Origin of the sequence: Bradyrhizobium arachidis, from assembly GCF_024758505.1 — a bacterium.
GTDB classification, from domain to species: Bacteria; Pseudomonadota; Alphaproteobacteria; order Rhizobiales; family Xanthobacteraceae; genus Bradyrhizobium; species Bradyrhizobium manausense_C.
The window spans coordinates 554,551-571,147 of sequence record NZ_CP077970.1 but is presented as its reverse complement, the minus strand read 5'-3'; the positions used below and the strand labels follow the sequence as shown (position 1 = coordinate 571,147).

15 protein-coding genes and 1 tRNA gene are annotated in these 16,597 nt (G+C 63.6%); 9 read left to right on the top strand and 7 right to left on the bottom strand.

The window, feature by feature from the left end; translation table 11 throughout:
• Positions 1 to 52: 52 nt before the first annotated feature.
• The 4 genes from KUF59_RS02690 to KUF59_RS02675 form a co-directional block, all read right to left on the bottom strand.
• Entirely contained in the window at positions 53 to 3,292 is a 3,240-nt protein-coding gene (locus tag KUF59_RS02690) for an efflux RND transporter permease subunit (RefSeq protein ID WP_258768146.1), read from the bottom strand.
• Positions 3,293 to 3,295: 3 nt separating this feature from the next.
• A complete protein-coding gene (locus KUF59_RS02685) occupies positions 3,296 to 4,516 on the bottom strand; it encodes an efflux RND transporter periplasmic adaptor subunit (RefSeq protein ID WP_258768145.1) in 1,221 nt (406 codons plus the stop codon).
• A gap of 35 nt (positions 4,517 to 4,551) precedes the next feature.
• Positions 4,552 to 4,830, bottom strand: a complete 279-nt coding sequence (locus KUF59_RS02680) for a metal-sensing transcriptional repressor (protein WP_258768141.1) — start codon at positions 4,828 to 4,830, stop codon at positions 4,552 to 4,554.
• A 341-nt stretch (positions 4,831 to 5,171) separates the two neighbouring features.
• Positions 5,172 to 5,420 (bottom strand): hypothetical protein, encoded by a 249-nt coding sequence (locus KUF59_RS02675; RefSeq protein ID WP_258768140.1) that lies wholly within the window; start codon positions 5,418 to 5,420, stop codon positions 5,172 to 5,174.
• A gap of 185 nt (positions 5,421 to 5,605) precedes the next feature.
• Here KUF59_RS02675 and KUF59_RS02670 point away from each other — a divergent pair, with 185 nt between their 5' ends.
• The 8 genes from KUF59_RS02670 to KUF59_RS02635 all read left to right on the top strand — a co-directional run bounded on the left by KUF59_RS02670 (position 5,606) and on the right by KUF59_RS02635 (position 12,780).
• Positions 5,606 to 6,292 carry a Spy/CpxP family protein refolding chaperone gene (locus KUF59_RS02670; protein ID WP_258768139.1) on the top strand — a complete coding sequence of 229 codons (687 nt, stop codon included), beginning with the start codon at positions 5,606 to 5,608 and terminating at the stop codon, positions 6,290 to 6,292.
• 73 nt (positions 6,293 to 6,365) lie between these two features.
• The gene (locus KUF59_RS02665) at positions 6,366 to 6,848 is read left to right on the top strand and encodes a DUF411 domain-containing protein (RefSeq protein WP_258768138.1); all 483 of its coding nucleotides are present in this window, start codon (positions 6,366 to 6,368) and stop codon (positions 6,846 to 6,848) included.
• Between the two features lie 121 nt (positions 6,849 to 6,969).
• Positions 6,970 to 7,224: a DUF2933 domain-containing protein gene (locus tag KUF59_RS02660; protein WP_258768137.1), complete on the top strand. Its 255-nt coding sequence runs from the start codon at positions 6,970 to 6,972 to the stop codon at positions 7,222 to 7,224.
• The gene (locus KUF59_RS02655) at positions 7,224 to 7,901 is read left to right on the top strand and encodes a methyltransferase family protein (RefSeq protein ID WP_258768136.1); all 678 of its coding nucleotides are present in this window, start codon (positions 7,224 to 7,226) and stop codon (positions 7,899 to 7,901) included. The genes KUF59_RS02660 and KUF59_RS02655 overlap by 1 nt, the downstream gene beginning before the upstream one ends.
• Positions 7,902 to 7,916: 15 nt before the next feature.
• A complete protein-coding gene (locus tag KUF59_RS02650) occupies positions 7,917 to 8,390 on the top strand; it encodes a hypothetical protein (protein WP_258768135.1) in 474 nt (157 codons plus the stop codon).
• Positions 8,391 to 8,448: 58 nt separating this feature from the next.
• Positions 8,449 to 9,156, top strand: a complete 708-nt coding sequence (locus KUF59_RS02645; RefSeq protein WP_258768134.1) for an ABC transporter ATP-binding protein — start codon at positions 8,449 to 8,451, stop codon at positions 9,154 to 9,156.
• 4 nt (positions 9,157 to 9,160) lie between these two features.
• Positions 9,161 to 11,524: an ABC transporter permease gene (locus KUF59_RS02640; RefSeq protein WP_258768133.1), complete on the top strand. Its 2,364-nt coding sequence runs from the start codon at positions 9,161 to 9,163 to the stop codon at positions 11,522 to 11,524.
• Between the two features lie 2 nt (positions 11,525 to 11,526).
• Positions 11,527 to 12,780: an efflux RND transporter periplasmic adaptor subunit gene (locus KUF59_RS02635; protein ID WP_258768131.1), complete on the top strand. Its 1,254-nt coding sequence runs from the start codon at positions 11,527 to 11,529 to the stop codon at positions 12,778 to 12,780.
• 576 nt (positions 12,781 to 13,356) lie between these two features.
• On the opposite strand, the gene KUF59_RS02630 is transcribed toward KUF59_RS02635, so the two are convergent.
• Positions 13,357 to 13,446 (bottom strand) — tRNA-Ser (locus KUF59_RS02630).
• Between the two features lie 208 nt (positions 13,447 to 13,654).
• Here KUF59_RS02630 and KUF59_RS02625 point away from each other — a divergent pair.
• On the top strand, positions 13,655 to 13,996 hold the full coding sequence (locus KUF59_RS02625; RefSeq protein ID WP_212462742.1) for a hypothetical protein: 342 nt from the start codon (positions 13,655 to 13,657) through the stop codon (positions 13,994 to 13,996).
• Between the two features lie 44 nt (positions 13,997 to 14,040).
• On the opposite strand, the gene KUF59_RS02620 is transcribed toward KUF59_RS02625, so the two are convergent.
• A complete protein-coding gene (locus KUF59_RS02620) occupies positions 14,041 to 15,504 on the bottom strand; it encodes a trehalose-6-phosphate synthase (RefSeq protein ID WP_212462743.1) in 1,464 nt (487 codons plus the stop codon).
• A 239-nt stretch (positions 15,505 to 15,743) separates the two neighbouring features.
• On the bottom strand, positions 15,744 to 16,595 hold the full coding sequence (gene otsB, locus KUF59_RS02615) for a trehalose-phosphatase (protein WP_212462744.1): 852 nt from the start codon (positions 16,593 to 16,595) through the stop codon (positions 15,744 to 15,746).
• Positions 16,596 to 16,597 lie beyond the last annotated feature (2 nt).

Below are 16,597 nucleotides of genomic sequence, written 5' to 3'. Positions count from 1 at the left end.
GGTGCAGTCTCGTTGTGCCGAAGTACGGCACCCGGCTTTGACGACATCCAAATTATTCTGCGGCGCGCTTCGGAACGAAGTATCGATCGCGCACCGGCCCCGCGTGCCGCGGCGCGAAATAGGCGTAGAGCGCCGGCAGGACGAGCAGCGTCAGCACCGTCGCCGTGAGCAGCCCTCCGATGACGACGGTCGCAAGTGGCCGCTGAACTTCCGCGCCGGTGCCGGTCGCCAACGCCATCGGCACAAATCCGAGCGAGGCCACCAATGCGGTCATGAGCACGGGCCTGAAACGGGTCAGAGCCCCCTCCCTGATCGCATCGAGCGTGTCCAGGCCGTCATCAATCAGCTTGCGGATCTGGCTCAGCATCACCAGGCCGTTCAGCACGGCGACGCCGGACAGTGCGATGAAGCCGACGGCAGCCGAGATTGAGAACGGCATGCCGCGTAGCCAGAGCGCAACGATGCCGCCGGTCAGGGCCAGCGGCACGGCACTGAAGACGAGCAACGCATCGCGCGCCGATCCCAGCGCCCCGAGCAGCAGCAGGAAGATCAGCACGAAGCAGCCCGGCACGACGAACAGCAGCCGCTGGCGCGCGACGGAGAAATTTTCGAACTGGCCGCCCCAGGTCAGATAGCCGCCCGGGGCGAGCTTCACCTGCTCGGCGACCTTGGCCTGCGCCTCCGCAACCAGGGACCCGATATCCCGCCCGCGCACCTCGGCCGTTGCGACCACCCGCCGCTTGCCGTTCTCCCGGCTGATCTGGTTGGCGCCATCCGTCTGCTCGAAGGCGGCGAGCGTGCGCAGCGGAATGGACGCGGCCGGCGCGTCGGGATTGGCATGCGGCAGCGGCACCGGCAGGTTCTCCAGCGCTGAGATGTCGGAGCGCAGCGCATCGTTCAGGCGGACGACGATCTGGAAGCGGCGGTCGCCCTCGAAGACCAGCCCGGCGACGCGCCCGCCGACCGCTATCTCGATCAGGTCCTGGATGGTCGCGAGGTTGAGTCCGCGGCGCGCGATCTCGGCCTTGTCGATCTTGATTTCGAGGAACGGCAGGCCGGAGGTCTCTTCGACTTTGACGTTCTGCGCGCCGTCGATGCGGCGCAGCACATTGGCGATGTCGGCTGCCGTGCGCTGCATTTCGGCAAAGTCGTCGCCGAACACCTTGACCGCCAGATCTTCGCGCACGCCGGCGATCAGCTCGTTGAAGCGCATCTCGATCGGCTGCGAGAAGCCGAGCTTGTTACCTGGCAGCTTGCCCGCCTCGGCTTCGATCGTCTTGATGAGATCGTCCTTGGACATCGAGGGATCAGGCCATTCGTGCTGCGGCTTGACGATGATGTAGGTGTCGGAGGCGCTTGGCGGCATCGGGTCGGCGGCGAGGTCCGGCGTGCCGGTGCGCGAAAACACGAAGGCGACTTGGGGAAACTTGCTGACGGTACGCTCGATCAGGAGCTGCATCGCCTGCGCCTGTGCCAGCGAGGTGCTGGGAACGCGCTTGACTTCCATCACGATGTTCTTCTCGTCCAGCGTCGGCGTGAACTCCTGTCCGAGGCGGCTGAATAGGGCTGCCGCGCCGACGACCAGCAGCAGGGCGATGCCCATCACCGGCAGCGGGGAGACCGCAGCGCGGGATAGCAGCGGCGCATAGGCGGATTTCAGGGTACGAATGATCGCGTTTTCCTGCTCGCGCACCGGTTTTGAGATCGCGATCGCAATCGCCGCCGGCACGAAGGTCAGCGACAACACGAAGGCAGCCATCAGCGCGATCATGACCGTGAGTGCCATCGGCTCGAAGGTCTTGCCTTCGACGCCGGTGAAGGTCAGCAAGGGAACGTAGACCAGGATGATGATCAGCTGGCCATAGACCGTTGGCCGGATCATCTCGGTCGCCGATGCGGTCACCGTATCGAGGCGTTCGTGCAGCAGCAGGGTTCGCCCAACATCGCGCTGCCGTTCCGCCAGATGGCGCAGGCTGTTTTCCGTGATAATCACCGCGCCGTCCACGATCAGGCCGAAATCGAGCGCGCCGAGGCTCATGAGATTGGCGCTGAGCTTGCCTCCCAGCATGCCGGTCGCGGTCAGAAGCATTGTCAGTGGAATGACACAGGCCGCGACCAGCGCCGCACGAAAGTTGCCGAGCATCAGGAACAGGACTGCGATGACGAGGAGCGCGCCTTCGGCGAGGTTGGTCGCAACCGTTTGGATTGTCGCGTCGACGAGCTGCGTGCGGTTCAATACCGTGCGCGCATGAATGCCCGGCGGCAGCGTACGGCTGACTTCTCTGATCTTGCGGTCGGCCGCGGCGGCCACCGTGCGGCTGTTGCCGCCGACCAGCATCAGCGCAGTGCCGAGCACCACCTCTCGGCCGTCCACGCTGGCGCTGCCGGTGCGCAGTTCCTTTCCGATCGTGACGTCGCCGATATCGGAAACGCGGACCGGCACGCCGCCCCGCGTCGTCACGACAATCTTGCCTATGTCGTCGATATTCTCGACACGCCCGCTGGCGCGGACCACGACGCCCTCACCGTTCCGCTCGATGAAGTTGGCGCCGCGGCTGACATTGTTCGCCTCGATGGCGGCGATCACCTGACCAAACGACAGGCCGTAGGCCGTCAGGCGCGCCGGATCCGGCTGCACCTGGAACTGCTTGACATAGCCGCCGATTGCGTCCGCACCGGCAACGCCTGGGACAGTCCGAATCTGCGGACGGATGATCCAGTCCTGCACGGTCCTGAGATAAACCGTGCGCTGGAAATCATCGGTCAGGCGCTCGCCCTCGGGCGTGAGATAGCTGCCGTCGGTCTGCCAGCCCGGCTTGCCGTCCTCGACCTTCGCGGTTGCGCCGGGCTTTCCATATTCGACCGCCCACCAATAGATCTCGCCAAGGCCCGTCGAGATCGGTCCCATCTTAACGTCCACATGGGGCGGCAGATTGGCCTTTGCCTCATTGATGCGTTCGGCCACCTGCTGGCGGGCGAAATAGATGTCGGTGCGGTCGGCGAAGACCGCCGTGATCTGCGCAAAGCCATTGCGCGAGAACGACCGCGTGGAGTCGAGCCCGGGGGTCCCGGCCAGAGCCGTCTCCAGGGCCACCGTAACCTGCTTTTCGATCTCGACCGGCGTCAGGGCCGGCGCAACCGCATTGATCTGGACCTGCACGTTGGTCACATCGGGGACGGCGTCGATCGGCAGGCGGGTCAGCGACCAGAAGCCGGAGGTGGCAGCCGCAAGCGTCACCAGCAGTACCAGCCAGCGCCGACGAACGGAGAAGTCGACGATCCGCGCGATCATGACCTAATCCTCGTCGCGGGGTTTTGCGAGCTCCGCCTTGAGCGAGAACGTGTTTGAAACGGCGATGGACTCGCCGACGGCAACGCCGGAGACGATTTCGATGGTCTGGCCGTCCTGCTCGCCCGCCACGACGTTGCGCTTTTCAAATCCGTCCTTGGTGCGCACGAACACGGCCTTGCCGCCGTCAACGTTCTGGACTGCGCTCGCCGGCACCACCACGTCGACGCGGCGTTCGCTAAGCGCGATTGCGGTCGTGACGAACGATCCCGGACGCCAGTGCCCGCCGGTGTTGTCGAGCGCGGCCACCACGCGGGCGGTCCTGGTCTCCTTGTCGAGCAAGGGACTTACAAACACGACCTTGCCCGTCGCCGTTTCCGAAAGTCCGCGCGCGGAGACACGGACCGATTGGCCCTCTTTGACCAGAGGCAGGTCACCGGAGGAGACCGACAGTTCGACCCACACGCGGCTGAGATCGACGATGACGAACAGCTCCGTTTCGAGATTATCGCGGCCGACCGCGGTTCCGAGCTCGACCTTGCGCTCGGCGAGCCGTCCCGAGATCGGCGCGCGGACGTTCTGGCTGCGCAGCAGCGCGTCCGGGGACTGCGGGAGACCTGCGATTTCGTTGGCCTCGACGCCGAGCGCCAGCAATTTTTGACGCGCGATGTTGAAGCGCATCTCGGTCTGCGCAGCGGCATTGCGCGATTTGATGTATTGCAGCTCCGGAACCGCACGTCCTTCCCACAGCGCCTTGTCGCGTGCGGCGAGATCCTGCTGCAGCTCGTTCGCAAGGCGCGCGGCGAGATACTCGCTCTTGGCATCGGCCACCTCGCGGCTTTCGAGAACGGCCAAAATCTCGCCCCTCTCGACATCGTCGCCGATCTTCTTGCGAAGTTCTGCAACGGTGCCCGACAGTTTCACCGAGACATGGGCCACTCTGTCCGCATCCGGAATGATCGTGCCGGGAACGGTCAGGCGCCTCGCGACCGTTCCAGCCTCCACCTTCGTCAACGCGATGTCGGCGAGCTTGATCCGCTCGTCGTCCATCGCGATCACGAGCGGTCTTGGCTCGCCCTGGCTGGGCTTGCTGTCGCCTTGGGCGACGGTCTTGCCTGGCAGGATTCCGGCAGCGCGCTGCAGCCTGATCGAAACGTCCGGGACCAGCGCCACGACCGCGGCGCCTGCCAGAAAGGAGACGACTACAATGAAAGAACGACTTGCCATCGGGCAGCTCTGACGGGGGACGGGCCGGACAGCCGTTAAAGGTATTTCGAGATGGCCTTGAATTCGGCGAGCACGCTCTTGGCCGATTTCGCGGACCCGTTCGCGGCTGCGTCCAGGCAGTGATCGACGTGATCGTGGATCAAGGCTCGCTTGGCCTCGCTAATCGCCTTTTCGACGGCATGAAGTTGCTGGGCAAGGTCGAGGCAGGATCGCCCATCGCCGAACATTTCGATGACCCCGCGCAGATGCCCTTCGGCCCGCCGCAGCCGCTTGACGATATCGGGGTGAGTTTCATGAACGTGTTTGCTTGTCATAGCCAACCCTATCCCCCCGGAGGGGATAGTCCAAGTGCAAAGAGGCCGCAGGTGGCTCGCCAAGGCGTCGCAGATTGCGAGTTATTGTCAGGAGGAAATTGTCTGGTGCGGTCCAGGCCCGCTGAGGGTTTACGTCAAGTCAAATAAGGCCACGTTTCCGATGATCTTGAGGGCGAAAAGGAGACGAGATCGGGGGGCTTCAGGGCTGTCGGTCAAAGCACGGCCGGTAGACGGCGTCAGGCGCTGCTCCTCGAGCTTGGTCGACCATTGCATGAAGGCGCGTCTCATACGCGGCGCCGGTCTGAGAAGACGCGACCATCCCAGACCGGCGCTGTACGGGGTCACTTGTCCTTTTCGCCCATATGGTGGGGCGACGCCGTGTTCGGTCCGCCGGTGTAGTGATGACCGCCTGATGTAGTTTTCTTCGAGGAGCCGGTCGTCTCCTTCTTACCCATGTGGTGAAGGCTTTCGGTCTTCGGACCACCGCTGTAGTGGTGGCCGCTCTTTTCCTTGTCGGTGGTCTGAGCCATCGCCGGAACGGTCAGGAGGGAAACGACGCCAAGGGCGGCCAAGAGCTTCTTCGTGATCATGTTCGGGTCTCCGGATTGCAGGAGGCTTCACGGTAAGACTCAACGGCGCGTTCCGCTTTGAGCGGTCTCAAAGAATGAACGTTTGGTAATCCTGTCGCGACGGCCCCGTTCGTTGACCTGGGTCAACTCGACTTGATCGGCAATCGGCAGAATCAAGCGAGACGCTGAATTTCAGGAGAACCACGATGCGACGCCCAACACTTGCGGCAACCCTGCTGCTCGCGATCCTCGGCAGCCCCGCCCTCGCGCAATCGCCTGCCGAGCACCAGGGCCATCATCCGGATCAGAAGGAGGCGCCCGCGGCAAAGCCGACTACGCCACCGGAGACTCCGCGCAACGCCGGCCCCTCTCAGGGCATGATGGGCGGCGGCATGATGAACATGATGGGCGGCAACATGCCGATGTCGGACATGATGCGGATGATGGGCATGATGCGTCAGTCTGGCAGCGGAGACGGAATGGGCGGCATGGAGACAATCGATCGCGTCGAAGGACGCATCGCGTTCCTCCGGACCGAGCTCAAGATCACGGACGCCCAGCAGTCTGCCTGGAATGCGTTCGCCGATGCGCTGCGGACTAACGCCAAGACACTGGGAGACATGCGCAGCTCGATGATGTCTCAACAGGGCGCAGGCTCTCCAGGGCTGGTCGAAAAGCTTGGCTTGCAGGAGAAGTGGTTCGCGGCCCGGCTGGAAGGAACCCGGGCGATGAAGTCGGCGCTCTCGAACCTGGTCGCGACGTTTTCCGACGAGCAGAAGAAGTCCGCCGACGAACTGCTCGCGCCGAATATGGGTATGATGCCGATGATGTCGGCGATGCGGGCGGGAGGCACGATGGGCATGGGAATGCCGGCCCGCAAGGCGCCGCAGTAGACTGGATCTCGAGCACCGCCACGGAGTTACCGAATGACCGGCCACATGGCGGTGAAGTGAAGGAGAGCGAAGGATGAAGGGCTGCAGCTATCCGATAACGCGCCGGTCACTTGTGAAACTGATGGGTCTGGCGGCCCTGGTGGGGCCTGCCGCTGCGGCGCATGCCGAAGCGACGATTGTCCTGGTGCATAAGGATCCGAATTGCGGCTGCTGCACCGGTTGGGCGCAGCATCTGAGCGATTCCGGATTCGCGGTGCGAGTGGAGGAAGCATCGGACCTGGAGTCGGTCCGAAACCGTCTGGGAGTGCCGACCGAGCTGGCGGCCTGTCACACGGCCGAAGTCGGTGGCTATCTCGTCGAAGGGCACGTGCCGGCCGAGGCCATCCGCCGACTTCTTCTCGACCGACCGAACGCCCGCGGCATCTCCGTGCCGGGCATGCCGGTCGGATCACCCGGCATGGAGGGGGCCACGCCGCAGCCCTACACGGTTGTCCTGTTCGGTGCCGACGGCCAACGTCCATTCATGCGGTTCATCGGCAAGCAGGCGATCACGTAGTCGCGCCAGTCGACGGCGGCTTGCGCCGAGTCCGAGAATTCACGGCCGACACCGCCGTTGACCTGCGTCAACAATGATAGCAACGGCGCCACTATGCTCCGAAAGTCACAGGAGCGTGCCAATGTCGGTGCAGGACCATTCCGGGTATCGAGAGCGCCCTCAGGAGGGCTTGTCCCTCAAGGCCAAGGCCGGCTTGGTCCTGATGGGATTCATGGTCATCGCCGGCGCGCTCTTGTTCACTGAGCACAGGACCCACGTGCTCGGATTGCTGGTTTGGCTGCCGCTCCTCGCCTGTCCGCTGATGCACTTCTTCATGCATGGACGACATGGTCGCCACCATGGCGGCGATCGACCGAACGATCCAAGGAGCGTGTGATGCACGACACCGCGCCCGCCTACGGCCTCTGGAGCCTGGTCATCGTCAATTCGGCGGTCTTCATCCTGTTCGCTTACAGCTTCTTCAAGCCGCAGACCTCCCGCGACTGGCGCTCGTTCGGCGCCTTCAGCGCTTTTCTGGTGGCGCTATTCGCCGAGATGTACGGCTTCCCGCTCACCATTTATTTCCTTTCGGGCTGGCTGCAGTCGCAATACCCGAATGTCGACTGGTTCTCGCATGACGCGGGCCACCTGCTCGAGATGATGTTCGGCTGGAAGACAAATCCGCACGCCGGGCCCTTCCATATCCTGAGCTTCATCTTCATCGCGGCCGGGTTCATTCTGATCTCCGCCGCCTGGAAGGTGCTGTACGATGCGCAGCAGACCCGCAGCCTCGCCACCACCGGCCCCTACAGCTACGTCCGGCACCCGCAATATGTCGGCTTCGTCCTGGTGATGTTCGGCTTCCTGCTGCAATGGCCGACGATTCTCACGCTCGCGATGTTTCCGGTCTTGACCGTCATGTACGTGAAGCTCGCGCGCGGCGAGGAGCGGGACGCCAGGTCAGAGTTCGGCGAGGCCTATTCGAAATACGCTGCAGGAGTCCCGGGCTTCATACCGCGGTCGAGCCGAATTCTCGGTCAGGGTTCGACCGGCAGCACCTATCGTCACGGTTGATCCGGGGCGGCCACGATGCGCGACACACCGTACCGCTGGCGTCCATCCGCGATGCTGCTGGCGGCCTCCGGCATCCTATTGATCGGGGTCGGCATCTACTTCCTCTTCCTTCGGCCGCCCTTGCTGCCGGAGGACATCCGGTACATGAGCCTTACTCCGGCGGAGTTGCAGTCGATCGGGCCCAGACTGACATCATGGCTTACCCACGTCTTTCGCGTCATGGGCGGCTACGTGGCGGCTACGGGAGTGCTCGCGCTCACCCTGGCCTTGACGTCCTTCCGTGACCATCGCGCTATGGCTGCGGCCGGCGCCACGTTTGCCGGCGGGCTTTCGATCGGGTTGATGGCCGTCGTCAACTTCATGATCCATTCCGATTTCAAATGGGTCCTGCTCGGCATGGTGCTCGTCTGGGCGGCGAGCATTGCAATGTTCATCCGTGAATCCGCCGTTGCTCCGAGGGTGGCGGTCGAGCCGGGCGCGAGACCCTGACCTACGTCAATACCGGAACGCCGGATCCGGCCGACAATCGCGTCCCGAAAGGGCAGCCATGAGCGAAGCCGTGTTCACAGCGAAGGGACTGACGAAGACCTACGTCTCAGGCGAGGTGATGGTGCGTGCCCTCAACGACGTGGACCTCGAAATCGCCGAGAAGGAAGTGGTCGTGCTGCTCGGCCCCTCCGGCAGCGGCAAGACGACGTTACTCAACATCATGGGCGGCCTCGACCGGCCGACCAGCGGCAGGCTGTTCTTCCGCGATCTGGACCTGACGGACCTCGAAGACCGTGAACTGACGAAATATCGCCGCGACCACGTCGGCTTCGTCTTCCAGTTCTACAATCTGGTGCCAAGCCTCACCGCCTACGAAAACGTCGCGCTGGTCACCGAGGTGGCGAGGAACCCGATGCGGCCCGCCGACGCCCTCGCCCTGGTCGGGCTCGAAGAGCGCATGCATCACTTTCCCGCCCAGCTATCCGGCGGCGAGCAGCAACGCGTCGCCATCGCGCGCGCAATCGCAAAGCGCCCGGCGGTGCTACTCTGCGACGAGCCGACCGGAGCGCTGGACTCGAAGACAGGCATTCGCGTGATCGAGGCGCTGCTCGGGGTCAACCGGCAGCTCGGCACGACCACAGTCATCATCACGCACAACGCCAGCATCCAGGAGGTCGCCGACAGGGTGCTGTTCTTCGCCGACGGCCGGATCTCCCGGATCCAGAAGAACGAGACCCGGCGCGAAGCGGCCGAGCTTAGCTGGTGACGATATGACGGCGCTCGACATCAAGCTGTTTCGGGACGTCAGGCGGCTCTGGGCGCAGGTGTTCGCCGTCGCGCTGGTCATCGGAGGTGGCGTCGCCACGCTGGTGCTCGCCGTCGGATCGCATCGCTCGCTGGAAGAGACCCGGATCGCATATTACGAACGATATGGGTTCGGCAACGTGTTCGCGCAGGTGAAGCGTGCGCCCAAGGCGCTCGCCGACAGGATGGCGGAGATCCCAGGCGTCGCCGCCGTCGACACCCGCATCGCCAAGCTGGCGCTGCTCGACATTCCCGGCTTTTCCGAGCCGGCCAGCGGACAAGTCGTTTCGCTGCCGGACAACAGCGAGCCGCGTCTCAATCGGCTCTACATGCGCTCCGGACGGCTTCCCGAACCCGGACGGGCGGAGGAAGTGGTGGTCAACGAGCCGTTCGCCCGGGCTCACGGCTTCTCCGAAGGGGCGCGGTTCTCGGCCATCCTGAACGGCAAGAAGCGCGAGCTCGTCATCGTCGGCACCGCGCTGTCACCCGAGTTCGTCTACACGGTTGGCCCCGGCGACCTGATGCCGGATGACCGTCGCTATGCGATCGTCTGGATGTCGGAAAAGGCGCTCGCCAGCGTCTACGATCTCGACGGCGCCTTCTCCGCGGTGTCGATCAAGCTGCAGCCTGACACCTCGGAGCGCGAGGTGATCTCGCGGCTCGACGCCTTGCTCGACCCCTATGGCGGACAGGCGGCCCACGGCCGGAAGGACCAGACCTCGCACGCCTGGCTCGATCATGAGCTCGACATGCTCAACAACATGAGCCGTACGCTGCCGCCGATCTTTCTTCTGGTCGCCGCGTTCCTGGTCAATCTCACCCTGAGCCGGCTGGTCGCGCTCGAGCGCGAGCAGATCGGCCTGCTCAAGGCGCTGGGCTATTCAAATAGCAGCATCGTGCTGCACTATTTCAAGTTCGTCGCCCTGATCGTCGTGATCGGCATCATCCTGGGCGGCGTCGCGGGCACATGGCTCGGATTGCGCGTCACAGCGCTGTTCGGCGATTTCTTCCACTTCCCGTTCCTGGTATTCGCGAAGGCGCCGGATCTGTACGTCACCGCGGGCGCGCTCAGCGCAGCGGCTGCCGCGATCGGCGCGTTACGGGCGCTGCGCGACGTGGTGAAGCTGCCGCCCGCCGTCGCCATGCAACCCCCTGCCCCTCCGGTCTACAGGCGGCTGCTTCCTGCGAGCATCCAGCTCGACCAGATCGTGTCGCAGCCGACGCTGATGATGGTCCGCAACATCGCGCGGCATCCGGTGCGGGCGGCGTTCACGGCCCTTGGGATGGCGCTGGCCACCGCAATCCTGATCGCCTCGCTGTTCACCCGGGACACGATGGAGCAGCTGATCGACGTGACCTATTTCCTCGCCGACCGGCAGGACGCGACCATCGGCTTCGTCGAGAAGCGGGTCGAGAACGTCGTCGAGCAAGTGAACCGGCTTCCGGGCGTTCTCGCCACGGAGCCGTTCCGCGAAGTGCCCGTTCGGATCCGCCATGGCAACGTCGAACGTCGGATCACGATCAGCAGCCGCCGCCTTGACGCCGATCTGAGGCGCATCATCGACGTCGACCTTCAACCCGTCGTGCTTCCACAGACGGGCCTCGCGATCTCGGGCATGCTCGGCCATATCCTCGGCGTCGGAGCCGGCGACACCGTCGAGATCGATCTGCTGGAGGGCGCCCGCCGCACGGTCACGATGCCGATCGTGGCAACCGTCGAGGACTATTTCGGCATCAGGGGAATGATGGACATCGAGGCGCTCCGGAAGCTGATGCGCGAGGCGCCTGTCGTGAACAGCGTGAACCTCAGCCTCGACGAGAACCGGAAGGAAGACTTCTACGCGGCAGTGAAGTCCATGCCGACGGTCGGTGGCGTAGCTCTGCAGCGCGTGTCGCTGGACAATTTTCGCAAGTCCGTTGCGCTGCTCGTCACCACGATGGCGAGCATCTACACCGGGCTCGCCGCCGTGATCGCATTCGGCGTCGTCTACAACAACGCGCGGATCTCGCTCTCCGAACGGGCGCGGGAACTGGCAAGCCTGCGCGTGCTCGGCTTCACGCGCGGCGAGGTGCTGCGCATCCTCCTGCTCGAGCTCGCCATCCTGACACTGATCGCCCAGCCGCCGGGCTGGGTGATGGGTTACGGGCTGGCGTGGGTCATGAAGACGAACCTGGCCGGCGAACTGATGCGCGTCCGCCTCGTCGTCGAGCATTCGACGTATGTCGTCGCAACGTCCGTCGTGGTGCTGGCTGCCGTCGCTTCCGCGGCGGTCATCCGTGAACGCATCGATAAACTGGACCTTGTCGCGGTCCTCAAGACGCGAGATTAGCCATGCCGCCGAACTGGACCAAACGTATCATCGGTGCTGCGCTTCTAGCCGCGATCGCGGGAGGACTGGCCTGGTTCGCCTGGCCTCGGCCGGCCCTGGTCGATCTCGCAACGGTCGCGAAGGGCCCGATCGAAGTCACCGCCGATGACGACGGCAAGACTCACGTTCGCCACGTCTACACCGTCTCGGCGCCCATCGCCGGAAAGGTGCTGAGGATCTCGCACCCGCTCGGCGAACGGGGGCCGTCGCTTCACATCGGCGACGAGGTCGTCTCCAACCGGACCGTCATCGCCCTGATGCAGCCGACGCTGCCGGGCTTCATCGACGTTCGTTCGCGCGACCAGCTTCAGGCCGAGGTCCTGGCCGCGGACGCAGCCATTCAGCAGCAGGAAGCAGAGGTGAAGCGGATCGAAGCCGCGCTGGACTTCTCCCGGACCGAATTCCAGCGAGCCCAGGCGCTCTCACGGACGCAGACCATTTCCGCCCAGGCCTTCGACAAGGCGAAGTTCGAGGTCGCCACCAACGAGGCCGCCCTGGCAAGCGCCAAGGCTCAGGTCGACATGCGTCGCGCGGTGCGCACCAGCCTGGCGGCCCGTTTGATGGACCCGGCCAACGCCGCGCCGTCGGCAGAGCCGACCTGCTGTGTCCGGGTGCTCGCGCCGGCAAGCGGACGGGTGCTGAAGATCATTCAGGACAGCGAGGCGACGGTTTTGCCTGGAACACCGCTGGTCGACATCGGCAACCCTCTCGATCTGGAGGTCGTGGCTGACCTGCTTTCGACCGATGCCGTCCAGATCAAGGTGGGCGCGCCCGTCCGGATCGACGGCTGGGGCGGGCAGCCCGTCAGCGGCAAGGTTGTCCGAGTGGATCCGGCTGGCTTCCTGAAGGTCTCGGCGCTTGGAATCGAGGAGCAGCGCGTCCGGGTGACCATCGACTTTGTGGACCCGCCGGAGAGTTGGGCCTCGCTTGGCCACGACTACCGCGTCGTTGTCCATGTCACCACGTGGAGCGCTTCGGATGCCCTGAGCGTCCCTGTGAGTGCGCTATTCCGGAAAGGCGATCAATGGGCCATTTTTGTCGACCAAAACGGCTACGCAAGAACGACCGCGGTCCAGATCGGCCACCGCAATAATCGGATGGCCGAAGTTCTGTCAGGGCTCGCTGTCGGCGACCGCGTCGTGCTGCATCCCGGTGACCGAATTGTCGACGGAAGCAAAATCGCGTCGCGATCTGGCCAAGAGGTGAACCGCTATTAGGCGGATGCGGAGCATATGGCGACTAAGCGCGCGCCCGCGCGCGCAGGAAGGGCTGGTTTCGGACAAAGAAGTGTCGGTGGTGTTAACTGACGTGTTAACCGCGTTAACCTGAAAATTTTGGTCTGCTGACTGGTGAGGGGCCGGTTGCGGGTCAACCTCGACGTCAACTTTGTCAACCGTGTCAACCTAACTTTTTAAGTGCGCCAGCTACCGAGACCGAGGGGTGCGAATTACCCGCGGACGAATTCATATGCCAGAGGGACCCGTGGCCGGCTACTTACCCTGGCTTGTCTAAGCGCACCGCAGCCGTCGGGGACGAATCGAATCCGCAATTCCGTTCTCATCCGGTTGAGCGAGGGAGATACAAACCGCTTCCCAATAAGCCCTTGGTCTGCCGGAAAATGCCGTACTAGACCGAGTTCGCGGGGTACAAAGATTTGGAGAAAATTCGATTCTCCGGGCCAAGCGAATGCTATTTGGATCGACGATCGGATTTCTCTGGTGAGAAAAATGCAGGAAAAACGGCCGGATTTTTAGCTTGTCTCCATATAGCAGTACGAAATAGCGTCGGCTGGCTGGCGGAGAGAGTGGGATTCGAACCCACGGTACGGTTTCCCGCACACACGCTTTCCAAGCGTGCGCCTTAAGCCACTCGGCCATCTCTCCGGAGCGCCCTCTCTTGAAGGGGCGCCGCCGATTTTGCAAGGGACTGCTTGGCTCTCCGGCGAGATTTCGTTAAGTAACTGTATCTTAAAGAGAATATTATCCGGTTCGGTGGCCTTCGGACGGCACGCCGGCTGAACCGGATGTGGCTCCGGCGCGACGATTCACATAGCCAATGTCGGCAAGACCGGCGGACGCCAAGAGGGGCTCCATGACCAAGCATCGATCCATCGCCCTATTGGGCATCCTGTCGGCACTCACCTTTGCCGCGATCGCGCCCGCTGCGGCGCAGGTCTGCACACGCCAGGGCATCGACGTCACCTGCAATGACGGCCGGCGCGGGGTGCTCGCGGGCGAATCCATCATCTGGGCCGACGGCACACGCTCGAGTGCCGCGCCGCATCCGAGCGTCATCATCGGCAACAAATCATCCGTGCATGTCGGCACCGGCGTCTTCGTCGGCGAGGGCAAAGGCAAGGTGCCGTTGGATGATCCCAACGCGCTCAACAAAACGCGCTGCGCGATCCTCGACGGGGTGTCGTATTGTTATTGAGTGAATGCTCTTCCCTTCTCCCATCGTGGGAGAAGGGTCAGCACTCAAATCAACCTTGCGCCTGAGATTGCAGAGCGCAGCCAGCGCAGCGCCTGCGGCGGTTGTGCGGCGAGCGGTGCGACGGCTGCCCTTTCGCCCCGGCACGCTTCCAGCGTCGCAACGAAATCGGCGGACCATTGCTGGATGGTGTGGCCGCGCAACTTCTTCATCATCGCTTCCCAGCGCATGCGACGCTCGGTCAACGGCATGGAGACCGCGATCGAGATCGCACGCGCCATGCCGTCGATATCGTGCGGATTGACCAGCAGCGCCGTGTCGAGCTCGTTGGCGGCGCCTGCGAATTTCGACAACACGAGCACGCCCGGGTCCGCGGGGTTTTGCGCGGCGACGTATTCCTTGGCGACCAGGTTCATGCCGTCATGCAACGGCGTCACCACGCCGACCTGCGCCGTACGATAAAGGCCGGCAAGCACGGCCTGGCTAAAGCCCTTGTTGAGATAGCGGATCGGCGTCCAGTCCACCTCGCCATGGCGGCCGTTGACGTCGGTCACGAGGCGGGCGACCTCGTTCTGGAGATTGCCATAGGCCTCGATGCCGCCACGCGAGGGGTTGGCGATCTGCAACAGCGAAATGCTGCGCGCGAGGTTTGGCTGCTCGGTCCACAGGCGATCGAACGCGCTGACGCGGTTGACGAGGCCCTTGGAATAATCGAGCCGGTCGACGCCGATCGCGAGTTTTTCGCCATTGAGACTCTTGCGCAGCCGCGACACGTCGGGATGCGAAATCGACTTCGCGGCATATTGCGCGAATTTTTCCGCATCGATTCCGATCGGAAAGACCTGACACTGCGTCCGGCCATGCCGCGAGACGACGATGCCGTCCTCGGCCGTCAGCCCGAGGTCCTGGCTGATATAGCCGAGGAAATTCTGGCGATCTTCCTCGGTCTGGAAGCCGATGAGATCGTAGGCCAGCATTGCCTCGATCAGTTCGCGGTGATTCGGCACACCCTGCATCACCGCAGGCACGGGCCACGGCGTGTGCAGGAAGAAGCCGACGGGATCGTCGACGCTGAGCTCGCGCAGTTCCGCGCCGAGCGCCAGGAAGTGATAGTCCTGCACCCAGAAGGCAGTCTTGTTCTTTCGGAAGCGCAACAGCGCGCGCGCCATGAAGGCGTTGACCTCGCGATAGCTGCGATAGTCGCCTTGCGAGACGCGGATGAGGTCGCTGCGCGAGTGCAGCGCCGGCCACAACGCTGAATTGGCAAAGCCTTCGTAATAGCCACCGTAATGCGCCGCCGGCAGGTCCAGCGTCGCAAGCGCGCCCGTACCGAGCGCTTCGACTTCGGCGAACGGTTCCTTCTGATGGCCATCGCGCACACGGCCTGAGGAACCCACCCAGATCGCTCCGGAGTATTCCACCACCGGAAGCAGGGCAGCCGCAAGGCCGCCCGTCATGGGTTCATTCGGTTTTCCGCGTGCAACACGGTTCGAAACGACAACGAGACTCACAGGTCGTCCCCTCCTGTTATTCCGCCACGTTTAACTGACGTTCATCAATATGGTTCCTGTTCATGGTTTCAACGAATTGAAACCAAAATCGGGCGCGCACGTTGGAACCTGGTTTCGGCCGCAAAAAATAAAAATTCGACGCAAAGACAGTTTTTTGCGCGAACATTGCGCCGCAAGATTTTCGCGCGCGGCCAACGGTTCCGCACGCAATATGGCCGCGAGGTGGCGCTGCCTTGCTTTTACCTTGCGTGGTCGTCGACGAGATGCGCGAGGAACTCGCGCACGTCGCTCGGCGCATCGAAATGGCCATTGACGCCACGGGCGCGGCGGCCGACCGAAAAGGCGAGACCGTTCATGTCCGGCATGATCGCGAACACGCTTTCATCGGTGACGTCGTCGCCGATGAAGAGCGGACGGCGTCCTTTGAACGGCTCATGCGTCATCAATTCGCGCACGCCACTCGCCTTGGTGAATCCGGAATGCTTGATCTCGCAGACCGATTTGCCGGGCAGTACCTCGATCGGCGCGTTGGGCAAATCGGCACGGATCAGCGACACCGCCGCGTAGATCGCCTTCTCCGCATGCGGCGCGAGACGGTAATGCAACGCGAGCGAATAGCCCTTGTCCTCCAGCAGAATGCCGGGGCTGAGCTTTGCGATCGCCGCCAGCCGCCGCTTCAACTCCTTGTCCATCGGCGGCGCGTGGCTCGCCACCGCTTCGTTATCGGACGACAGCCGCATTTCAGCGCCGTGGCCGCCGACTGCGGGAAACTGGTCCGGCGCAAAGATCAGGTCGATGTCGTTGAGCGAGCGTCCGCTGACCAGCGCCAGCGCACCGGAGGTGCATTCGACAAGGCGGTTGAGCGTCTTGGAGAGCCCCGGCGGCACCCAGACTTCGCGCGGCGTCGGCATCAATTCGAGCAGCGTGCCGTCGATGTCGAGCAGAATCGCGGTCTCGCTCAGATGCGGGACCAGAGCTCGCGGCACCGGCACCGTTTCGGGCGCATCGTCATCGTCACGCATGATTCGTTCGTCGTCACTCGGCATTTCTCTTGGCATTTCTCTTGGCATTTCCGCGAGTTCTGATTTCATAT